This is a genomic window from Rhodocytophaga rosea (genome assembly GCF_010119975.1).
In the GTDB taxonomy this organism is placed as follows: Bacteria; Bacteroidota; Bacteroidia; order Cytophagales; family 172606-1; genus Rhodocytophaga; species Rhodocytophaga rosea.
Genome location: NZ_CP048222.1, coordinates 1,672,211 through 1,692,353 on the forward strand (window position 1 = coordinate 1,672,211; position 20,143 = coordinate 1,692,353).

7 protein-coding genes and 1 pseudogene are annotated in these 20,143 nt (G+C 42.3%); 7 read left to right on the forward strand and 1 reads right to left on the reverse strand.

Annotation, left to right across the window (positions count from 1 at the left end; genetic code table 11):
• Positions 1–175: 175 nt before the first annotated feature.
• Positions 176–1,447, reverse strand: coding sequence for a sodium:proton antiporter NhaD (gene nhaD / locus GXP67_RS07025; protein WP_162442482.1), 1,272 nt, complete (start codon positions 1,445–1,447; stop codon positions 176–178).
• A 920-nt stretch (positions 1,448–2,367) separates the two neighbouring features.
• Between nhaD and GXP67_RS07030 the strand changes: the two are divergent.
• From GXP67_RS07030 to GXP67_RS07060, 7 genes and pseudogenes are all read left to right on the forward strand, one after another.
• Positions 2,368–3,941: pseudogene (locus GXP67_RS07030) on the forward strand (glycoside hydrolase).
• Between the two features lie 1,249 nt (positions 3,942–5,190).
• Complete coding sequence (locus GXP67_RS07035; protein WP_162442483.1) at positions 5,191–8,445, forward strand: T9SS type A sorting domain-containing protein; 3,255 nt, start codon at positions 5,191–5,193, stop codon at positions 8,443–8,445.
• A 504-nt stretch (positions 8,446–8,949) separates the two neighbouring features.
• Positions 8,950–10,233, forward strand: coding sequence for an amidohydrolase/deacetylase family metallohydrolase (locus GXP67_RS07040; protein ID WP_162442484.1), 1,284 nt, complete (start codon positions 8,950–8,952; stop codon positions 10,231–10,233).
• A 46-nt stretch (positions 10,234–10,279) separates the two neighbouring features.
• On the forward strand, positions 10,280–11,572 hold the full coding sequence (locus GXP67_RS07045; protein WP_232065010.1) for an amidohydrolase/deacetylase family metallohydrolase: 1,293 nt from the start codon (positions 10,280–10,282) through the stop codon (positions 11,570–11,572).
• A gap of 149 nt (positions 11,573–11,721) precedes the next feature.
• The gene (locus GXP67_RS07050) at positions 11,722–13,470 is read left to right on the forward strand and encodes a PQQ-dependent sugar dehydrogenase (protein WP_317170114.1); all 1,749 of its coding nucleotides are present in this window, start codon (positions 11,722–11,724) and stop codon (positions 13,468–13,470) included.
• A gap of 96 nt (positions 13,471–13,566) precedes the next feature.
• Positions 13,567–15,225, forward strand: a complete 1,659-nt coding sequence (locus tag GXP67_RS07055; protein WP_162442486.1) for an aminotransferase class V-fold PLP-dependent enzyme — start codon at positions 13,567–13,569, stop codon at positions 15,223–15,225.
• A 489-nt stretch (positions 15,226–15,714) separates the two neighbouring features.
• Positions 15,715–20,109 carry a DUF7619 domain-containing protein gene (locus GXP67_RS07060; RefSeq protein ID WP_162442487.1) on the forward strand — a complete coding sequence of 1,465 codons (4,395 nt, stop codon included), beginning with the start codon at positions 15,715–15,717 and terminating at the stop codon, positions 20,107–20,109.
• Positions 20,110–20,143 lie beyond the last annotated feature (34 nt).

Here is a 20,143-nt window from a genome sequence, read left to right on the forward strand (position 1 = left end):
ATGCCGATTAATAATATTTGCCTGGGATAAGTAATTCGTAGAAATCTATCTGGTTGTAAATAAGGCAGAAATTTTTCTGAGTAAATCGCAAGTAATCAGCTGTTTAATTAAAATAATCCTGCCTGTATAAAGCTCCATCTTTCGTACAGGCAGGATCTGACTAATAGGATAATGGCTAATGCAGCAATGAATAAATACCTAAATAAGCTAAAGCACCTGCAAAATACCCAATCAATGCTAAAAAGCTGATCCGTTTAACATACCACATAAAATCTATCTTTTCCATCCCCATTACAGCTACCCCGGCGGCAGAACCAATAATGAGCACACTGCCACCAGTACCGGCACAGTAGGCCAGAAATTCCCATATCTTGTGATCCGTTGGAAAATCGGTTAAATTATACATGCCCATGGTAGCGGCTACCAGAGGCACATTATCAATCACGGCTGAAGCCAGACCAATGGCAATGACAATAATATCAAGATTGCCAATGGTTTCACTCATCCAGGTGGCCAGGTTGCTCAACAAATGAGTGGCTTCCAGGGCTCCAATCGCAATCAGGATACCCAGAAAAAAAAGCACACTGGAAGTATCTATCTTGGAAAGGGCATGGGCCGGAGTATAAGGATGCTTTGCTTCTTCATCCTTATCGCTGTTTATCAGTTCAGATACAATCCATACTACGCCAAGGGCTAATAACATTCCCATATAGGGTGGTAAATGGGTGAGTGTTTTGAAGACAGGCACAAATATTAATCCTCCTATACCCACAAATAACATCAGCTTACTTTTTTCGTGTGTATCTGTTTCCTTCACAATTTCCTCTCCCAGCAAATTACCTTTCATCCGGAAAGAAAGAAACACCAGCGGAACAAGCAAACAAACTAAACTGGGGATAATCAGATTTGAAATAATGGCCAGAGGTGTGATCTGGCCACCAATCCAGAGCATAGTAGTCGTTACATCTCCCAATGGTGACCAGGCACCTCCGGCGTTGGCAGCAATAATAACCATGCCTGCATAAAATTTCCGTTGTTCCTGGTCGCTCACCAGCTTTCTGAGCAGGGATACCATCACAATAGCAGTAGTCAGGTTATCCAAAATGGCTGATAAGAAGAAAGTAATAAAAGATAAAACCCATAATAATGTACGGCTGCTTCTGGTATTGATCCGGTCGGTAATCACACTGAATCCATCATGGGCATCTACTAACTCCACAATGGTCATGGCACCCAGTAAAAAGAATAAAATTTCTGCGACGGCACCTAAATGATGAGACAATTCGCCTACAATTCCCAGGGCTTCGTGACTGGAAAATACGATATAGGCCGTCCAGCACAATACCCCGGTAATTAAAGCAGAGGCTGTTTTGTTGATTTTGATAGGATGTTCAAAGGCAATGGCCAGATAACCGATCACAAAAATTCCGATAATAAATCCGTACATAATAAAAGGTTTAAATAGTTTATGGTTTAAGTGTGAAAAATGAAAAGATTGTTAATCCGTTTATTGGGCAATTTTATTTGTGGAGAAATACAATATGACAGGAGCAGCAATAAATATGGAAGAATAAGTACTGAAAATGATCCTTCTCACGAAGAGAAAATAAACTCCTCGTCTCCCTTATAACTACAATAACTTATATCCGGTGAATCATCGCATCAATTAAAAATTGATAAAATATGAATTCACCTGGATAGTACATGCTATCAAGGAATGTAAACAAAAATGTAACTGATTACCTAGGGGGCATTAATGGCTATGAGATGACAGAAGGTATTTGTAAAATAGGAGTTGGTAAATGCAGGCGCTTGAAAGGTGTATACTGCAAAAAGCAATAACATGGAAAAAGCAAGGCCTAGAACAAACAGAAATTCCTGGGCAAAATTGAAATGTACGGCATGAACAATAGTCTTATCACTTGCAGGCAGTATCATCAACTGATCTGAGCTATCCATTGGCTGAGCACTAGGAAGACTGATTTGATAGGTAGAAGACGATACCTTTTGATCACTGGCAGGCTTACAGATGCCGAGCAGCACTATAAGAAAGAGCAGTGATAATGGTATGAAGGTTATCTTCCTTGACATAAAAGCCTGTAAAGCAATAAGTATAGGTTATTGACAAAGGTAACAAAAAATAGAGGAACTCAAAAGGGCGAACGCACCAAAGCTGGTTTATGTATAGTCCTGCTTGCGCACAGGTGATCTTTTCAACAACAATTATATATTTGTATAATACTTGGCTGCTTATTAACAACCCAACAAGTATGCAAGCAAGTGACCCAGGCGCTTACGTATAGAGTGGTAAGTTACGGGCTTTTCTAAACTTGCAATTCATAATGACACAACTAATTCCCTAACCTCATGAATCACTTCCTTGCCTATTTGCTCGTATTATTGTTAGCCTGGATTCAAGGTAAGATTGATTCTATCAGCAATCCACAAGCAGGCGGAAAGGTGGTCGTTGACCTGGCCACTGAAATACAAACGATACATAGCTTTGGAGCATCGGATTGCTGGTCAGCGAAATTTATTGGGAAATGGGAAGAGGAAGCGAAAAAAATCAAATTGCTGACCTATTATTCAGTCTTGATACTTTACCTAATGGCCAGCCTAAAGGCATAGGCTTATCTTTGTGGCGGGTAAATATTGGTGCAGGCAGTTTCGAACAAGGCGATGCCAGTAATATCCGTGATGAATGGCGGCGGGAAGAATGTTTCCAGAATGCACAAGGGCAATATGACTGGTCGAAGCAGGCAGGTGGCCAATGGTTCCTGAAAGCAGCCCGCCAAAGGGGCGTATCCTACACGCTGGGTTTTTCCAATTCTCCGCCAGTTCATATGACCATGAATGGCAAAGCTTATTCGCCAGGTGGAAGTTCGCTGAATTTGAAACCCGGAAAACTCACTGACTTTGCCCACTTTCTCACGGAAGTATCTGCTCATTTTGAATTTGATTACCTGAGCCCCATTAACGAACCCCAATGGGACTGGGCCGCCGGAAAAGACGGAAAAGCTACCCAGGAGGGCTCGCCGGCACGAACCAGCGATCTGGTAAACGTTGCCAAAGCTTTATCAGATAAATTATCAGCTTCCGGAAGTAAAACAAAAATTACTATGGGTGAAGCAGGCCAGTTGGATTTCCTTTACGAAAAAGCAGAAACCGGACGAGGCAATCAGCTGGCAGAACTATTCTCTGCCAACGGAAATTCTATTAAAAATCTGCCGAATGTAGAACCTGTAATGGTTTATCATAGCTATTTTACTACCTGTGATGATACCAAACTTATTACTATGCGGCAGAAAGCAGTGCAGGCAGCTAAAATGATAGGAAATTCGGTTTTGTGGCAGAGTGAGTTTGGTGTGTTGGGCGATATTTGCGGGAAATATAACGGCTATCCCAGAAATACAGGTATCGATTATGGATTATATGTGGCCAAAATAATTCACCATGATTTAACAGTAGCTAATGTTACTTCCTGGCAGTGGTGGCTCGCCATTAATCCCTATAATTACAGTGATGGACTTGTTTACATCAATAGCCCGGACGGGCAATACAAAGACCATAACCAGGCACGTCTTTCAGGGCAGGTAGTAGATTCTAAACAGCTATGGGCCTTTGGAAATTTTGCCCGGTTCATCCGCCCAGGCATGAAACGCATAAACATTCAGTTACCTGATAATCCAGGACTCGTGCAGCAGGCTGGTAAATATATGCTATCAGCTTATAAAGATGAAAAGGCTAATAAAGTAGTGATAGTGGGCATCAATATGTCTGGCCAGAACATTAGTTTAGACCTGGCTGGAGTTAAGGTCAAAGGCAATCTGTTTACTACCTATATCACAGACCAGGAAAAAAATCTGGCTAAGGGAATGGCTCCCGGCAATAAGATTCTGCTAGGACCAAAATCTGTTACTACGCTGGAAGGTTCCTATTAATTGCATTCAATAAATAATTTAGCTTGTTAGCCTTCTTTGATACTTAACTATATTGCACTGCTTGTGGTAGTTTTGATTCATAGTAATGTTCTTTTTTCCTCATAATTAACCTCTATATCATCCTATAATGGCGTACTAACTGCTTTTTCTACCAATATATGCACAGGTCCATTCAATGAGCGGTGCATATAATACCAGTTGAAGTGAACCTGGTATACTTATTTTCTGCGCTCTTCTCAAAGAATAAAATAATATTAGACTTATTTAATTTGTGCAACCTGGCTACCTCATGTCATCCTATTGTAAGTCTGTTTTTAGATTGCTAAATAATATATACTGGTTAAAAAATAATTACTGTAAACTTAATTGTGTTCCCAGAAAAATTACCGTAATTGGCTAATAAAGTTGCAGTTACAGAGATAGTTATACCAGTAAAAATTAATTAAATCTATTCCTCTCAAATACAAGAAGCCTTTAGAGCTACAAGTTTGGAAGTACTTCCTGTTTCTGAGTTTCAACTGATCTGAAATACTGGTAGGGTAACTTATAATTAGCGCCCAATACCTTGAGAGTATAGCTGCTAAAATAGTACTTAACTACTATTGCCCTGGGGAAAAAGAAGATTTATTTTGCTTCAGATTTAAGCAGCCTTCTAGATCTCGGTAAGGGCAATTGCCTGGACATGGGCTAACCAGCAATGAATTGAATAATTGCTGGCTGCTGCTATCAGAATATCCATATAATCTCACCCTAAAACACATGTTAATGTACAAGCCTATGATACGTGACAAACTCTGAAATGGAATATTGCTGCTGAGCCTGCTCCACTTTTTACTGGCCAGCCCTCAAAGAGAGCCAGAGCGGCTTTATTATAGTTTTTAGCTTACCTAGCTGAAAGAAGGCATACTGGCCTGCACTTGCTCCACGATAAAATGCATGTGAGCAACCGGAGCCGTACAAACAACCGGCCCTAGCAACTTTTTTAAAAGGTTGACAAAAAACCCTCCAAACTACCCGATTTTTACCAAGACCAAGAAAAACCCATAAGTCTTCCTATAACTTATTTTGACAAATAGCTTTGCCCTATTCCAAAGCTTAATGTCTTTAATAACATGTATTAATGATTTGAGTAGCCAGCTATAAACCTAGTTTGCTCTACTCGGTTATGCCCTTCTGTGCCAAGAACTACCATTGGCTTATACTGTCATTATAGCAACACCTACAATCATTTCTTAAACAAACCACAAAAATGAAAAAGTATTTCTACGAAAAAGGCTTATTAACCATTAATAGGTCCTTAACAAAGCAAGATCTGTTCCTTAGTAAATTATTCCTCCTGTTAAGTTCTTTGTTTTTATTCTCGTCTGTTTCTGGCCAAACTGTCTGGAGCGGCACTTCAGCTAATGCCGTAGGTCTGCAACCTGTGGTTAACCAGTTCAGAAATAATTTAGGTACCCTCAATGCCAACGTAGCCAGTTCATTCACTTCCGGGCGAAGAGAAATCAACTGGGATGGCGTGCCCGATAACTTTTCTGCTCCTAATAATATGCCGCCTAATTTCTTTAATGTCAACTCTCCCAGAGGCGCTGTATTTTCTACTCCCGGAACCGGTTTTCAGGTCAGTGCCAATGCGGTCAATCCGACAGGAACGCCAGTGGAATTTGGTAACCTGAGTGCTTCCTATCCGAATCTGTTTGCTACTTTTTCTCCCCAGCGTCTGTTTACTTCTCAGGGAAGCACGATTACCGATGTCTCTTTCTTCTTACCCGGTTCTAATACGCCTGCTTTTGTACGAGGTTTTGGGGCAGTATTTAGCGATGTAGATTTAGCCAACACTACTAAAATCCAGTATTTTGATCAAAACGGTAACTCCCTGGGTATCTTCAATGTGCCTAATCTGGCCGGAAACCAAACTTTTTCATTCCTGGGGGTTAGTTTTGCTACTCCCATTATTGCCAAAGTACGCATCACCTCGGGTAATTCTTTCCCCGGCCCCGGCCGCCTGGAAACCCCTGCCCTCGATGTGGTGGTCATGGATGATTTTATCTATAGTGAACCTGCTGCTGCCACCACACAAGTAGCCTTTAGCGGCACTTCAATTAATGCAGCTGGCTTACAGCCAGTAGTCAATCAATTCCGTACCCGGCTAGGAAATTTAAATGCCAATGTAGCCGGTTCATTCACTTCCGGCCGAAGAGAAATCAACTGGGATGGCGTGCCCGATAACTTTTCTGCTCCTAATAATATGCCGCCTAATTTCTTTAATGTCAACTCTCCCAGAGGAGCCGTATTCTCTACTCCCGGAACCGGTTTTCAGGTCAGTGCCAATGCGGTCAATCCGACAGGAACGCCAGTGGAATTTGGTAACCTGAGTGCTTCCTATCCGAATCTGTTTGCTACTTTTTCGCCCCAACGTCTGTTTACTTCTCAGGGAAGCACGGTTACCGATGTAACCTTCTTTTTGCCAGGCTCAAATACATTGGCATTGGTGAAAGGCTTCGGAGCCGTTTTTACCGATGTAGATTTAGCCAATACTACTAAGATCCAGTACTTTGACAAATTCAACAATTCCCTAGGCATCTTTAATGTACCTAATCTGGCCGGAAACCAAACTTTTTCATTCCTGGGGGTTAGTTTTGCTACTCCCATTATTGCCAAAGTACGCATCACCTCGGGTAATTTTTATCCCGGCCCCGGCCGCCTGGAAACTCCTGCCCTCGATGTGGTGGTCATGGATGATTTTATCTACAGCGAACCTGCCGCTACTTCTTCTCTGGTAGCCTTTAGTAGTAGTTCGGTTAATGCAGCTGGCTTACAGCCAGTAGTCAATCAGTTTCGTACCCGGCTAGGAAATTTAAATGCCAACGTAGCCGGTTCATTCACTTCCGGGCGAAGAGAAATCAACTGGGATGGCGTGCCCGATAACTTTTCTGCTCCTAATAATATGCCGCCTAATTTCTTTAATGTCAACTCTCCCAGAGGAGCTGTGTTTTCTACCCCCGGAACCGGTTTTCAGGTCAGTGCCAATGCAGTCAATCCGACAGGAACGCCCGTGGAATTTGGTAACCTGAGTGCTTCCTATCCGAATCTGTTTGCTACTTTTTCGCCCCAGCGTCTGTTTACGGCCAGGGGAAGTACGGTTACTGATGTCTCTTTCTTCTTGCCTGGTTCTAATACGCCTGCCTTGGTAAAAGGCTTCGGAGCCGTTTTTACCGATGTAGATTTAGCCAATACTACTAAGATCCAGTACTTTGACAAATTCAACAATTCCCTGGGCATCTTTAATGTGCCTAACTTAGCCGGCAACCAAACTTTTTCTTTTCTGGGAGTTAGTTTTGCTACTCCCATTATTGCCAAAGTACGCATCACCTCGGGTAATTTTTATCCCGGCCCCGGCCGCCTGGAAACCCCTGCCCTCGATGTGGTAGTCATGGATGATTTTATCTATAGTGAACCTGCCGCTATATCCACTCAGGTAGCCTTTAGCGGCACTTCAATTAATGCCGTAGGTCTGCAACCTGTGGTTAACCAGTTCAGAAATAATTTAGGTACCCTGAATGCCAATGTAGCCGGTTCATTCACTTCCGGGCGAAGAGAAATCAACTGGGATGGCGTGCCCGATAACTTTTCTGCTCCTAATAATATGCCGCCTAATTTCTTTAATGTCAACTCTCCCAGAGGAGCTGTGTTTTCTACCCCCGGAACCGGTTTTCAGGTCAGTGCCAATGCGGTTAATCCGACAGGAACGCCCGTGGAATTTGGTAACCTGAGTGCTTCTTATCCGAATCTGTTTGCTACTTTTTCGCCCCAACGTCTGTTTACTTCTCAGGGAAGTACGGTTACTGATGTCTCTTTCTTCTTGCCTGGCTCTGACATTACTGCCTTGGTACGAGGTTTTGGGGCAGTATTTAGCGATGTAGATTTAGCCAACACTACTAAAATCCAGTATTTTGATCAAAATGGTAATTCTCTGGGTATCTTCAATGTACCTAATCTGGCCGGCAATCAAACTTTTTCATTCCTGGGAGTTAGTTTTGCTACTCCCATTATTGCCAAAGTACGCATCACCTCGGGTAATTTTTATCCCGGCCCCGGCCGCCTGGAAACTCCTGCCCTCGATGTGGTGGTCATGGATGATTTTATCTATAGCGAGCCATTTGTTGATCCAGCTTACAGACTGAGAGTGGCTAACCAGATTGCAGCTATTACTGATTCCATTGCCCTTCAAAATAAGGTTGAGGAGAAAAAGGATGAGGTAAGACAATTCAGCACGAGAACATTTCCTAATCCTTCAGCGAAGAACTTTAATATCAGTTTAGAAAGTGTCAGTACCGATCTGGTAGAGCTACAAATAAGAGATATATATGGCAATTTGATTGAGCATAAAATAAATGTGCAGCCCAACCAAATTATTACGATAGGCGATCAATACAGGCCTGGTATATATATAGTTGATGTTGTTCAGGGATCTTCGAAAAAGCAGTTGAGGCTCATGAAACACTAATCAGTAGTTTTATTATTACAAAGGCGGTATTTGCATACCGCCTTTGTTTTTTTATGCATGTTATCCCATGTATCATTTTGCTAATCTGGCAGAAACCCTATTCTGTACGTTTCTATCCATTCCTTTAAAAATTAGTTTAATAATTTGAGAAAGTCAGCACACATTTTCATTCACAATACTTTTTTTAATCAATTGTAGTGTTTTTGTGCCTATTATACTCAATTAAAAATTAGTACTGCGTAATTGAGTCAGACTCATCATTTAACTGATAGTCTCATCCTAACAACCCATACCTAACACTCATCACCTGTATGGTATCACGCTTGATGGAGTAAAGTAAGAGCAAAATTCCCTTTAAATACTTCTTCATCTAAAAATCATATATATTTCCTGCTTTTACAGTATTTTACGATCAACTTTTATTGAATAATATTATGTATATTTTGCTTGTAGTTTATAACTGCCAGATTTGAATATTTCAACTTAGTATCAGTCTTTGTTCATATGGGTACTTTATATAATCTTCTTACTACCTTTTCCTCCACCCTGCTGTTCTTCATTTTTATCTTATGTACTGCAACTCATGTAGAGGCACAGGAGATTGATCTATTATTAAAAGGCGGACATGTGATTGACCCTAAAAATAAGATAGATGCAAAAATGGATGTAGCCATTGCAGGCGGAAAGATATTCCAGGTAGCGGCCAACATCCCTGCGAAAAATGCTAAAAAAGTAGTAGAAGTAAGCGGCTTATATGTAACGCCAGGACTCATAGATATGCATACCCATGTATTCTATGGAACTACCCCAGGCGCTTATATAGCCAATGCCGCTACCAGCCTTCCACCGGATGGATTTACCTTCAGGGCTGGTGTTACTACCGTAGTGGATGCCGGTTCTTCGGGATGGCGGAATTTCCGCCAGTTTAAATCCCAGACTATTGATAAATCCCAGACCAGGGTGCTTGCCTTGTTAAATATTGTTGGTTCAGGTATGGAAGGGCGTTTTGAAGAGCAAGATATAACAGATATGAACCCCGTGATGACATCTAATATGATTAAACGCCTGTTTCCGGATATTATCGTAGGCATTAAGGCGGCGCATTACTGGGGTGATTTTACGCAGGTAGACCGGGCTGTTGAAGCCGGCAAACTAGCCAACGTTCCGGTAATGGTAGATTTTGGCGAACATAATCCACCTTTGTCGATTGAGGATTTGTTTATGAAACACCTGCGGCCTGGTGATATTTTCACACATACCTTCTCCTATGGCCCAACCAACCGGGAAACCATCGTTGATGAAAGTGGCAAAGTAAAACCATTTGTGTTTGAGGCGCAAAAACGGGGAATCATTTTCGATGTAGGCCACGGGGGCGGGGCTTTTTCGTGGCGTCAGGCCATTCCGGCAATGCAGCAAGGTTTCAAACCCAATGTGATCAGTTCAGATCTGCATTCCGATAGCATGAATGGCGGTTTTAAGGATATGGCTAATTTGCTGTCTAAATTTCTGAACATGGGTATGCCACTTCAGGAGGTGATATTGCTTGCTACCTGGAGTCCGGCCAATGTGATCAGAAGGCCGGAACTGGGAAATTTAAGTGTGGGAACCGAGGCAGATGTAGCGGTTTTTAATGTACGTAAAGGAGATTTTGGATTTGTGGATATCCGGAAAACAAAAATAAAAGGCACTCAGAAACTGGAAGCCGAGCTAACGATCCGGGCTGGCCGTATTGTGTGGGATCTGAACGGTATCAGTGCGCCTATGTGGGATACCGAACTGAAGCAATAAAACAATCCACGGGAGTGACATTACCTCCTGCTTACTTGTGTTTTTCTTGACTAAAGCCGCCGATATGCCTGTTTCTTATCCTCATTTTTCCAGCCGACAAGTTATAGTTAGATGGATGTATACTGTAGCTTTAGGTCTATCACTCTTACTTTTTCCAGCCTCCATCTCGGCGCAACAATATGATCTGCTTCTGAAAAACGGGCATGTAATTGACCCTAAAAACGGCATAAACAGTAAAATAGATGTAGCTATTAAAGAGGGAAAGATTGCCAGAGTAGCGAAGGATATTTCCTCTTCACAAGCTGCTAAAACAGTAGATGCCACCGATCTGTATATAACGCCTGGTTTGATTGATATTCATACCCATGTATTTGTAGGCAGCAAGCCCAATACTTTTGCTGACGGATCTTCCAGCGTATCTCCCGATGATTTTACTTTACGGTCCGGAGTTACAACTGTGGTGGATGCAGGCACTTCTGGCTGGCGCAATTTTCCGGTTTTTAAAGAAAATGTGATCGAGCAGTCCAAAACCCGGATACTGGTTTTTCTCAATATTGCAGGCACAGGTATGAGCGGAAAGGCTACCCAGGAAAATATGGAGGATATGGATTCTGATCAGGCAATTCAAACCCTTAAGAAATATCCGGATATTATTGTCGGAATAAAAATTGGTCATTTTGAAGGGAAAGAATGGACGCCTTTTGATAGGGCACTGGAAGCAGGAAAAAAAGCAAATGTTCCTCTATTAGTTGAATGCCACCTGCCGCAATATTCATTAGAAGAGCAATTGAACCGCATGCGGCCAGGAGATATTATTACCCATTCCTATGAAAAAGTTTCCGAACGGATGCCTGTGGTAGATGAGCAAGGGAAAGTGAGGCCGTTTGTGCTTGCAGCCCAGAAAAAAGGAATTCTGTTCGATGTAGGCCATGGCGGAGCCGGATTCTGGTTTGAACAGGCCGTACCTGCTTGGGAACAAGGGTTTGCACCTAACTCTTTTGGTACAGATCTTCACCGTTTCAGCATGAATGCCGGAATGAAAAGTATGTTGAATGTGATGTCGAAATACATGGCCATGGGTATGTCTCTCGATGATGCTATCCTTAGGGCTACCTGGAATGCCGCTAAATCTATCAAACGGGAAGACCTTGGACATTTGAGCGAAGGTGCTGTTGCGGATGTAACTATATTAAGTATGCAACAGGGAAAATTTGGTTTTATAGATGCCGGAGGGAACCGGCTGGATGGCAACCGCAAACTGGAAGCGGAACTGACCATCAGAGCAGGAAAAGTGGTGTGGGATCTAAATGGTATCGCTGCTCAGAAGTGGACAAAATAAGCAATACTTGAGTATCCAAGTCATACAATATAAATTTGTTAGATACTTAGTTAACAAATTAGCCAGAATTACCTATTAACCTAAACATGAAGTATTTTTCTAGATTACCTTTTTTGCTATTCCAAGTGCTGCAGAGATATAATATTTATTTGAACATAGTTGTAGCAGGTTTTTCTATAATAGGGTTTTCTCAATGCAAAGAGCCGGTAAAATTGCCTTCCGGTGATCCGGATAATAGTGGTCTTTTTCTTCCCGGAAGTTTTGAGGCGGTAGTGGTAGCAGACAGTGTAGGTTCAGCCCGGCATATGGCGGTAAACAGCAATGGGGATATTTATGTAAAACTCCGTTTTATTAAGGATGAACAAGGAAGTAATGTAGCGCTCCGGGATACCAACCAGGATGGGAAAGCCGATATTATTCAGCGCTTTGGTAACTATAAAGACGAAGGCAGCCTGGCCAACGGCATGCGGATACACAATGGATATGTATATTATAGTTCTGATCTGAAAATTTACCGGCAGAAACTAACGCCTGGCAAGCTTATTCCAGATAGTGAAATGGAAGTGGTACTGACCGACGATCATGCACATGGCACCCACTGGCATATCACCAAACCGGTTTCTTTTGACAACAAAGGCAATATGTATGTACCGTTCGGTTCTCCTTCCAATGCCTGCCAGGATCTGGCAAATTCTCCCGGCGGTAAGCCTGGTGAAGCTGGTTTAGATCCTTGTCCGGAACTGGAACAGCATGGAGGCATCTGGAAGTTTGATGCCAATAAAATCGGACTTACGCAAAAAGACGGGACAAAATTTGCCACTGGTATCCGCAGTGTACTGGCCATGGACTGGAATCCGGTTGATGAAAACCTGTATGCGGTAATGCATGGCCGGGATGATCTGCTGCGCTTATGGCCTGATAAATTTTCTCCCTGGCAAAGTGCGGTACTTCCTTCCGAAGAATTTTTACGGGTAAAAGAAGGAGCCGATTTTGGATGGCCTTATTGTTATTACGACCACATGCAGCAGAAAAAAGTACTGGCCCCTGAATATGGCGGCGATGGCAATAGTATTGGAAGATGCAATAATACCGACCTGCCTATTATGGGCTTTCCCGGCCACTGGGCACCTAATGATTTACTATTTTACCGGGGAGATCAATTCCCGGAACGGTATAAAAACGGAGCATTCATTGCTTTCCATGGCTCTACAAACCGGGCTCCTTACCCACAATCCGGGTATTTTGTGTGTTTTGTCCCTTTTAAAGACGGGCAATCTACCGGAAAATGGGAAGTGTTTGCTGATGGATTTGCCGGCGTAGATACGATTGTGAATGTAAGCAACGCCAAATTCCGTCCTATGGGACTTGCGGTTGGGCCAGATGGCTCTTTGTATGTGACCGAATCCAGGAAAGGAAAAATATGGCGGATTATGTACAAAGGCGATAAAAGCAGTTTCGGAGAAACACAGCTGGCGCAAATGGAAAAGCGCAAATTGCTCACCCATCTGAAAACACCTGATAAAGTAAAAGATGATCTTTATAAAGGAAGAGAGGTAGCTGGGGAGCGGATTTATAATACCTATTGTGCTGCCTGTCACCAGCGGGATGGGAAAGGAGACAATAACCGGTTTCCACCATTAGCCGGTTTAGAGTGGGTAACCGGAGATAAGGAACGGCTGATCAATGCTATTTTGAATGGTTTACAGGGAGAAATTCAGGTAAATGGAAAAACCTATAATGGAGTAATGCCTGCCCATGCCAGTGTGTTAGACGACCAGGCCATTGCTTCGATCATCAATTATATCCGGAATAATAACAAGTTCGGCAACAACGCCAGCATAGTAAGTGCCGCCGAAGTCAGCCAGGTGAGAAAATCTTCCGGTACTGAAAGCAAATAAACTTTATTTTCCTAAATTATGTGATGGAAGGGTTTAAGCCCAAACCCAATAAAATAATCAACTAACATTTCATCTGTATATTATTCCTAAATCTATATGAAACGTCGAAAACTTATCAAAGGCTTATCCCTCATCCCCATAACCGGGAGTGTTCTTTCAGCCCAGTCTGTATGGGCGGCTCCTGCCGAAAACGGATTTGCCGGGACAATACTACCAGTGGGTACAGAATCTGCTGCATTTGGTGCATTAAAGAACGAACCGAATATATTCCGGTCTATTGGCGTAGAACCCATTGTTAATTGCCGGGGAACATTTACTATTATTGGTGGCTCTATTGAACGGCCGGAGGTACGGGCGGCTATGGAAGCCGCCTCCAAAGATTTTGTACAATATGATGAACTGGCTTTCGGAATAGGACGAAGGCTTGCCGAACTAACAGGTGCAGAATGGGGAATGGTTTCAGCAGGTTGTGCTGCCGCCATGAAGCACGTAACAGCCGCTTGTGTGACTGGAGGTAATCCCGAAAAACTGATCCGCATTCCTGATCTTTCAGGTTTTGAAAAGACAGAAGTTATTATTCCCAGAATGTCACGCAATGCATACGATCATGCGATACGGAATATTGGAGTTACTATTGTGGAGGTAAATACCCAGGAAGAACTGGAGAGTGCCATCAATCCCAGAACAGCTATGATCTATCTGATGGCCGATGATCCATCTGTAGCTGGAAAGCCACTTACTCTGGAAGCAATAGCCAAAGTAGCCACTCCTAAAAATATTCCTATCCTGGTAGATGCAGCTGCCGAAGTGCTTACTATACCTTGTGTTCATTTGCAAAGAGGAGCTACCCTTGTAGCCTATAGTGGTGGAAAAGCCATTTGTGGTCCACAATGTGCCGGGTTACTACTAGGCAAAAAAGATATCCTGATGTCGGCCTGGCAGGCGAGTTCACCCCATCATGGTCCTGGCCGGGATAATAAAGTAGGAAGGGAAGAAATGCTTGGGATGCTGGCAGGTGTGGAGGCCTGGATAAAACGTGATCATAAAGCCGAGTGGAAACAGTGGCTCTCCTGGCTTGATCATATCTCGAAAAAGGTTTCTACCATTGATGGCGTACAAACGAAAGTAGAAGAACCCACCCAGCTTTCTAACCGCTCGCCTGTACTGCACATTAGCTGGAATCCTGACCATTTGCATATTACAGGTGAAGAATTAGCTGAAGAGGTAGGCAGAAATAAACCCAGAATAGCCATCGGCAGCCGCAGCGAGCCAGGAACAACCTCCATTACTATTACCACCGGACAAATGCAGCCAGGAAATGAAAAAGTAGTAGCAGACCGTATTTATGGCATCTTAACTCAGAAACGCAGCCCAAGATCCACAGAAATGCCTGCACCATCTGCCACAATCAGTGGGCGCTGGGATGTAAAAGTAGAATTTTTCAGCAGCCAAAGCCAGCATTCGCTGACATTGGAACAAGATGGCAACTGGCTACAAGGCTCCCATAAAGGTGATTTTTCTGTACGTGACATAGCTGGCACCATTGAAGGAGATCAGGTAAAACTCCGCAGTGTAGACCGTAATCCCGGCGATTCTATTACTTTTATTTTTTCAGGCACGGTATCAGGTGAAACCATTTCCGGCAATATCCACATGGGAGAATACCTGACAGCAAAATTCACGGCAAACCGGTATACCTATAAAGGAAAACGCCAGCGTATCATGGTTCCAGGTGGGCCGCCACTGGCAACTTAGGACATTTATTATAGCTCTTAAAAATAGTAAAAAGCCCTTACGTTCATTGACTAAGGGCTTTTTGCATTTCTGCAGTCCGGACGGGAATCAGTATCTGAAGGATATATAGTTGAATTTTAAGGTGATATAAAAGCCTACTTATTTGGGAGTAAACGTAGGAATAAACAGTTTCTATCCTTTTAACTTTTGAATAGAAGAAAATCGTATTCCAATTGGAAAGCTACTATTGGCTCAATTTCATAAGCCATTCTAAAAGCCTCAAACTTAAATAAGCTAAAAATTATTACAGATTAGTTTTTCCCTTAAGGAGTCTTTATAGTGTGCTTAATCATTTATCTCCCATGAATAACAGTACTTTCATATTTCTGCTTCTTTTGTAGTAACTCTTCTTTCCACTTTTCTTGCATAAAAAGAGACAAGCAAGTATTTCCCAAAGTTTATTTCTCAATATTAAGTAGTATTATGTAGGTGCCATTATTCAAGAATTCTATGAAACATAAGTTACTCTTTTCTTTTTTGCTGTTGTTTTGTTTGCCCTTTTCCTTCCTACATGGTCAAGACATAGATACTACTATGTGGGTAACTGATAACCGTGTAAATGCGGTTGTACAAGAGGGCAATATAATTTATCTTGGTGGCCTTTTTAATTACATAGGCCCTAATACTGGTGGTGGTGCAGTGGTTAATATAGCTGATGGCCAGTTAACAAACTCACAGCCTTTGCATATTGAGGGAACAGTGAGAACAGTCATTTCTGATGGAAAAGGAGGGTGGTATATAGCTGGATTATTCAGTAAAATACAAGGAGTTACGTTCAATAATATAGCACATATTTTGTCTGATGGAAATCCGGACAAAGACTGGAAACCACAATTTATTTCTTATGAACGAATCGATGCTTTAGCTCTCTCTGGAAGCACAGTATATGTAGGGGGCTCTTTTTCATCTATAGACGGCCAAGCCAGGAATGCCCTTGCTGCTATTGATGCCACAACCGGAGTAGTTACTGCTTGGAATCCTAATCCAGATGGTGGGGTAAACACCCTGGCCGTAGTAGGAAACAAAGTTTATGCAGGAGGTGTATTTTCATCTATAGGCGGCCAAGCCAGGAATGGACTTGCTGCTATTGATGCTACAGCCGGAGTAGCCACCGCTTGGAATCCTGATGTAACTGGTGGCATAAGCACCTTAGCTATTGCTGAAAACAAAGTTTACGCAGGAGGTCTGTTTTCATCTATAGGCGGACAAAGTAGAAATAACTTAGCAGCTATTGATGCCACTACGGGAGTAGCCACTGCTTGGAATCCTAATCCAGATGGTGGTGTAAACACCCTGGCCATTGCTGAAAATAAGGTGTATGTAGGAGGCAATTTCGCATCTATAGGCGGACAAAGTAGGCGTAACTTAGCAGCTATTGATGCCACTACGGGAGTAGCCACTGCTTGGAATTCTGATGTAAGTAGTTATACCTCCGGAAGTATCTATGCGATAGCAATCTCCGGGAATACAGTTTATGTTGGGGGAGGGTTTGCGCATTGGTCAATAGGGGGAAAATATAGGAATTATTTGGCGGCTATTGATGCCAATACGGGATTATTTACGTCTTGGAATCCTAATATAACTGGTGGAGTAAACACCTTAGCTGTTGCCGAAAATAAAGTTTATGTAGGAGGTGATTTTTCATCTATCGGCGGACAAGTCAGAAATGGCCTTGCCGCTATTGATGCCTCAACGGGCGCGGCTACGTCTTGGAATCCTAATGTTATTGGTAGAGTAAATACCCTAGCTGTTGCCGAAAATAAAGTTTATGTAGGAGGTGATTTTTCATCTATCGGTGGACAAGTCAGAAATGGCCTTGCCGCTATTGATGCCTCAACGGGCGCGGCTACGTCTTGGAATCCTAATATAACTGGTGAAGTATACACACTAACTGTGGCAGGAAACAAGGTTTATGCAGGAGGCTTTTTTACATCTGTCGGCGGACAAGCCAGGAATGCCCTTGCCGCTATTGATGTCTCAACAGGTTTAGCTACCGCTTGGAATCCTGGTATAGCTTCTTTGAATTCCAATTCAAACACTTATATATCAACTCTATCAATTTCTATTTCCAAAAACACCTTATATGCAGGAGGCTCTTTTACATCTGTTGGTGGACAAGCCAGAAATGGCCTTGCCGCTATTGATGCTTCTACGGGAGTGGCCACTGCTTGGAATCCTAATCCAGATGGTGGTGTAAACACCCTGGCCATTGCTGAAAATAAGGTGTATGTAGGAGGCAATTTCGCATCTATAGGCGGACAAGCCAGAAATGGCCTTGCCGCTATTGATGCTTCTACAGGATTGGTTACCGCTTGGAATCCCAATATAACTGGCGGAGTAAGCACTTTGGCAATAATAGGAAACAAGGTATATGCAGGAGGCTCTTTTACATCTGTCGGCGGACAATCCAGGTATAGGCTTGCTGCTATTGATGCCACAACCGGAATAGCCACCGCTTGGAATCCTAGTATAAGTGCTGGTGGTGTAAATACGCTTGTTCTATCCGGCAATAGAATATTTGTAGGGGGTAATTTTAAAAATATTGCTTCAACTACTAGCCCCTATTTTGCCTCTTTTATAAATGACAGACCTCTGCATGTAGTGAAAGGAACTATTTATGAAGATACCAATGGAAACTGCAAAAAAGATCCTGGTGAAAATGGTTTAGCAGACAGGATAGTATTTACAAGGCCCGGCAATTATTTCACCTCTTCAGATTCCTTTGGGAACTATGCCCTTGTTGTTGATAGTGGAAGTTATACAATTCAACAAGTAATCCCAACTGAAAAAGCGGCTATTATCAAGCAAGTATGTCCGGCAAATTCTGCATCGTATAGTGTTCAGTTTACAGCCTCTGCTGAAACCATTCTCGGTAAAGACTTTGCCAATCAAACTATCCTTCTTCCTTATCTCTCTGTGAGTGTGTCCTCTGATCGCAGAAGAAGGTGTATGACCAATACGACTATCGTTTCTTATTGCAATAGCGGCAAAGGGGAAGCAGAAAATGCCCAAATATATGTAAAGCTACCAGAGTATGTCGTCTTAAAAAGCGCTAGTTCGGCATATACGGTAGACAAAGAAGGTAATTATGTATTTAGTATTGATTCTATAGCTGCTAATACTTGTGGCAGTTTCAATATTCAAGATTCGGTGATTTGTGGCAATCCTGACATTAGAGGCCTTACCCAATGTACCAAAGTATGGATTACACCTGCCAATGACAGAATCCCTTCTGAAAATTGGGATCACTCAGATATAAATGTAAAAGCTAAATGCCTGGAAAATGGCAGAGTTCGTTTAGGCATTTATAATACCGGAAAGGGTAGTATGGCCGATAGCAGTGCTTTCCGGATTTATCTGGATGCCCAACTGGTATTTACGTCAAGCTACAAGCTTGGTCAGGGAGACAGCCTGATTTTGCAAGTGCCAGCTAATGGACAAACCGTAAGATTAGAAGCCGATCAACATCTACATCATCCAAGTAAAAAACAAAGTTATATTACGGTTGAAGCTTGTGGAATCAATGATAATGGCACAGTAAGTAAAGGATACGTAAATCAGCAACCTCAAGAGGAGGAAGAACCTGAAATAGCCACAGAATGCTTACCTATCATCGATTCTTTTGATCCCAATGATAAAGCCGTTTCTCCGCAAGGTGTGAGTAGTGAATACTATACGCCAACGAACAAAGCCTTAGATTATGTCATCCGTTTTCAAAACACTGGGACCGATGTAGCTTACAAAGTAGTAGTGGTGGATACCTTGTCTTCGCACTTAGATATCAGTACCCTTCAGGTAGGAGCTGTTTCTCATCCCTATAAGCTGAGTGTATCCGGCAAAGGCAAACTAGTGCTTACCTTTACTTTCAATAACATAAACCTGCCTGACAGCACCAGAGATCAACTAGCTAGCAATGGATTTATCAAATTCAGCATCAAACCGCTGGCAAGTATTGCAGAGAAAACAGTGATTGAGAATTATGCAGATATTTTCTTTGATTTTAATGAGCCAGTTCGTACTAATACAGTCTTTAATTCCATTTATGATATACCTGCTACAGTGGTAGAAGCAGTCAGGTTAAACCCAAGTGTTGTTTGTCAAACTACCAATACGACTATTCAAGCTGGCGGAAGCCGATCCATTTGCGAACAAGATACGATCATCTTACAAGCAGTTTCTCCTCTCCAAGGTCAAGGTAGCTGGAAACGAGTACAAGGAACAGGAATAATTGAGGATATACATTCTGCTCAATCTTTAGTATCAGGCTTAGGTTATGGAGAGAATGTTTTTGAATGGAAGGTTTCTGCTAACACTTGCACAGATTCACTCAGGGCGCCAGTCAGCATCACTCGCCTTCCTAAGCCAACTACGCCTATCATTACTCAAGCAGGAAATGATAGTTTAGTTTGTAATGTAATAGGTGCAGAATATGAGTGGAGCTTGAATGGAGATATTCTTGAGCAAACCTCAAAAAGTATTTATGTAAATAAGGCAGGAACCTATAGAGTAAGGGTAAAAGATAGCGTAGGTTGTATCTCAGAAGAATCAGCTGCTTTTTCTTTTGTGCTTACCGCAATCGATACCTACCTATCTTCTCTTATTAATGTTTATCCCAATCCTAGTAGTGGAAGAATTACCATTTCTATTCCTGCTAGTCTAGGTCCAGATGTAGAGCTGTCCGTTGTAGATGCAATAGGCAAAAACATTCAAACTTTTCCTATTACAATCAAGGGTAATGGAGATTATCGACAAGAGATTGATCTCTCAAATAGAGAGAAGGGCTTGTATATATGTAAGCTCCACACTTCAAAAGGAGTAGTAGTAAAAAAACTATTCAAACAGTAAGTAACAGGACACAATTTAGGAATAAACAAATGGG

Bases quoted from the DNA above. Each gene is read 5' to 3' on its own strand.
- nhaD (WP_162442482.1), bottom strand. From the start codon at position 1,447: ATGTACGGATTTATTATCGGAATTTTTGTGATCGGTTATCTGGCCATT.
- GXP67_RS07040 (WP_162442484.1), top strand. From the start codon at position 8,950: ATGGGTACTTTATATAATCTTCTTACTACCTTTTCCTCCACCCTGCTG.
- GXP67_RS07060 (WP_162442487.1), top strand. From the start codon at position 15,715: ATGAAACATAAGTTACTCTTTTCTTTTTTGCTGTTGTTTTGTTTGCCC.
- GXP67_RS07035 (WP_162442483.1), top strand. From the start codon at position 5,191: ATGAAAAAGTATTTCTACGAAAAAGGCTTATTAACCATTAATAGGTCC.
- GXP67_RS07055 (WP_162442486.1), top strand. From the start codon at position 13,567: ATGAAACGTCGAAAACTTATCAAAGGCTTATCCCTCATCCCCATAACC.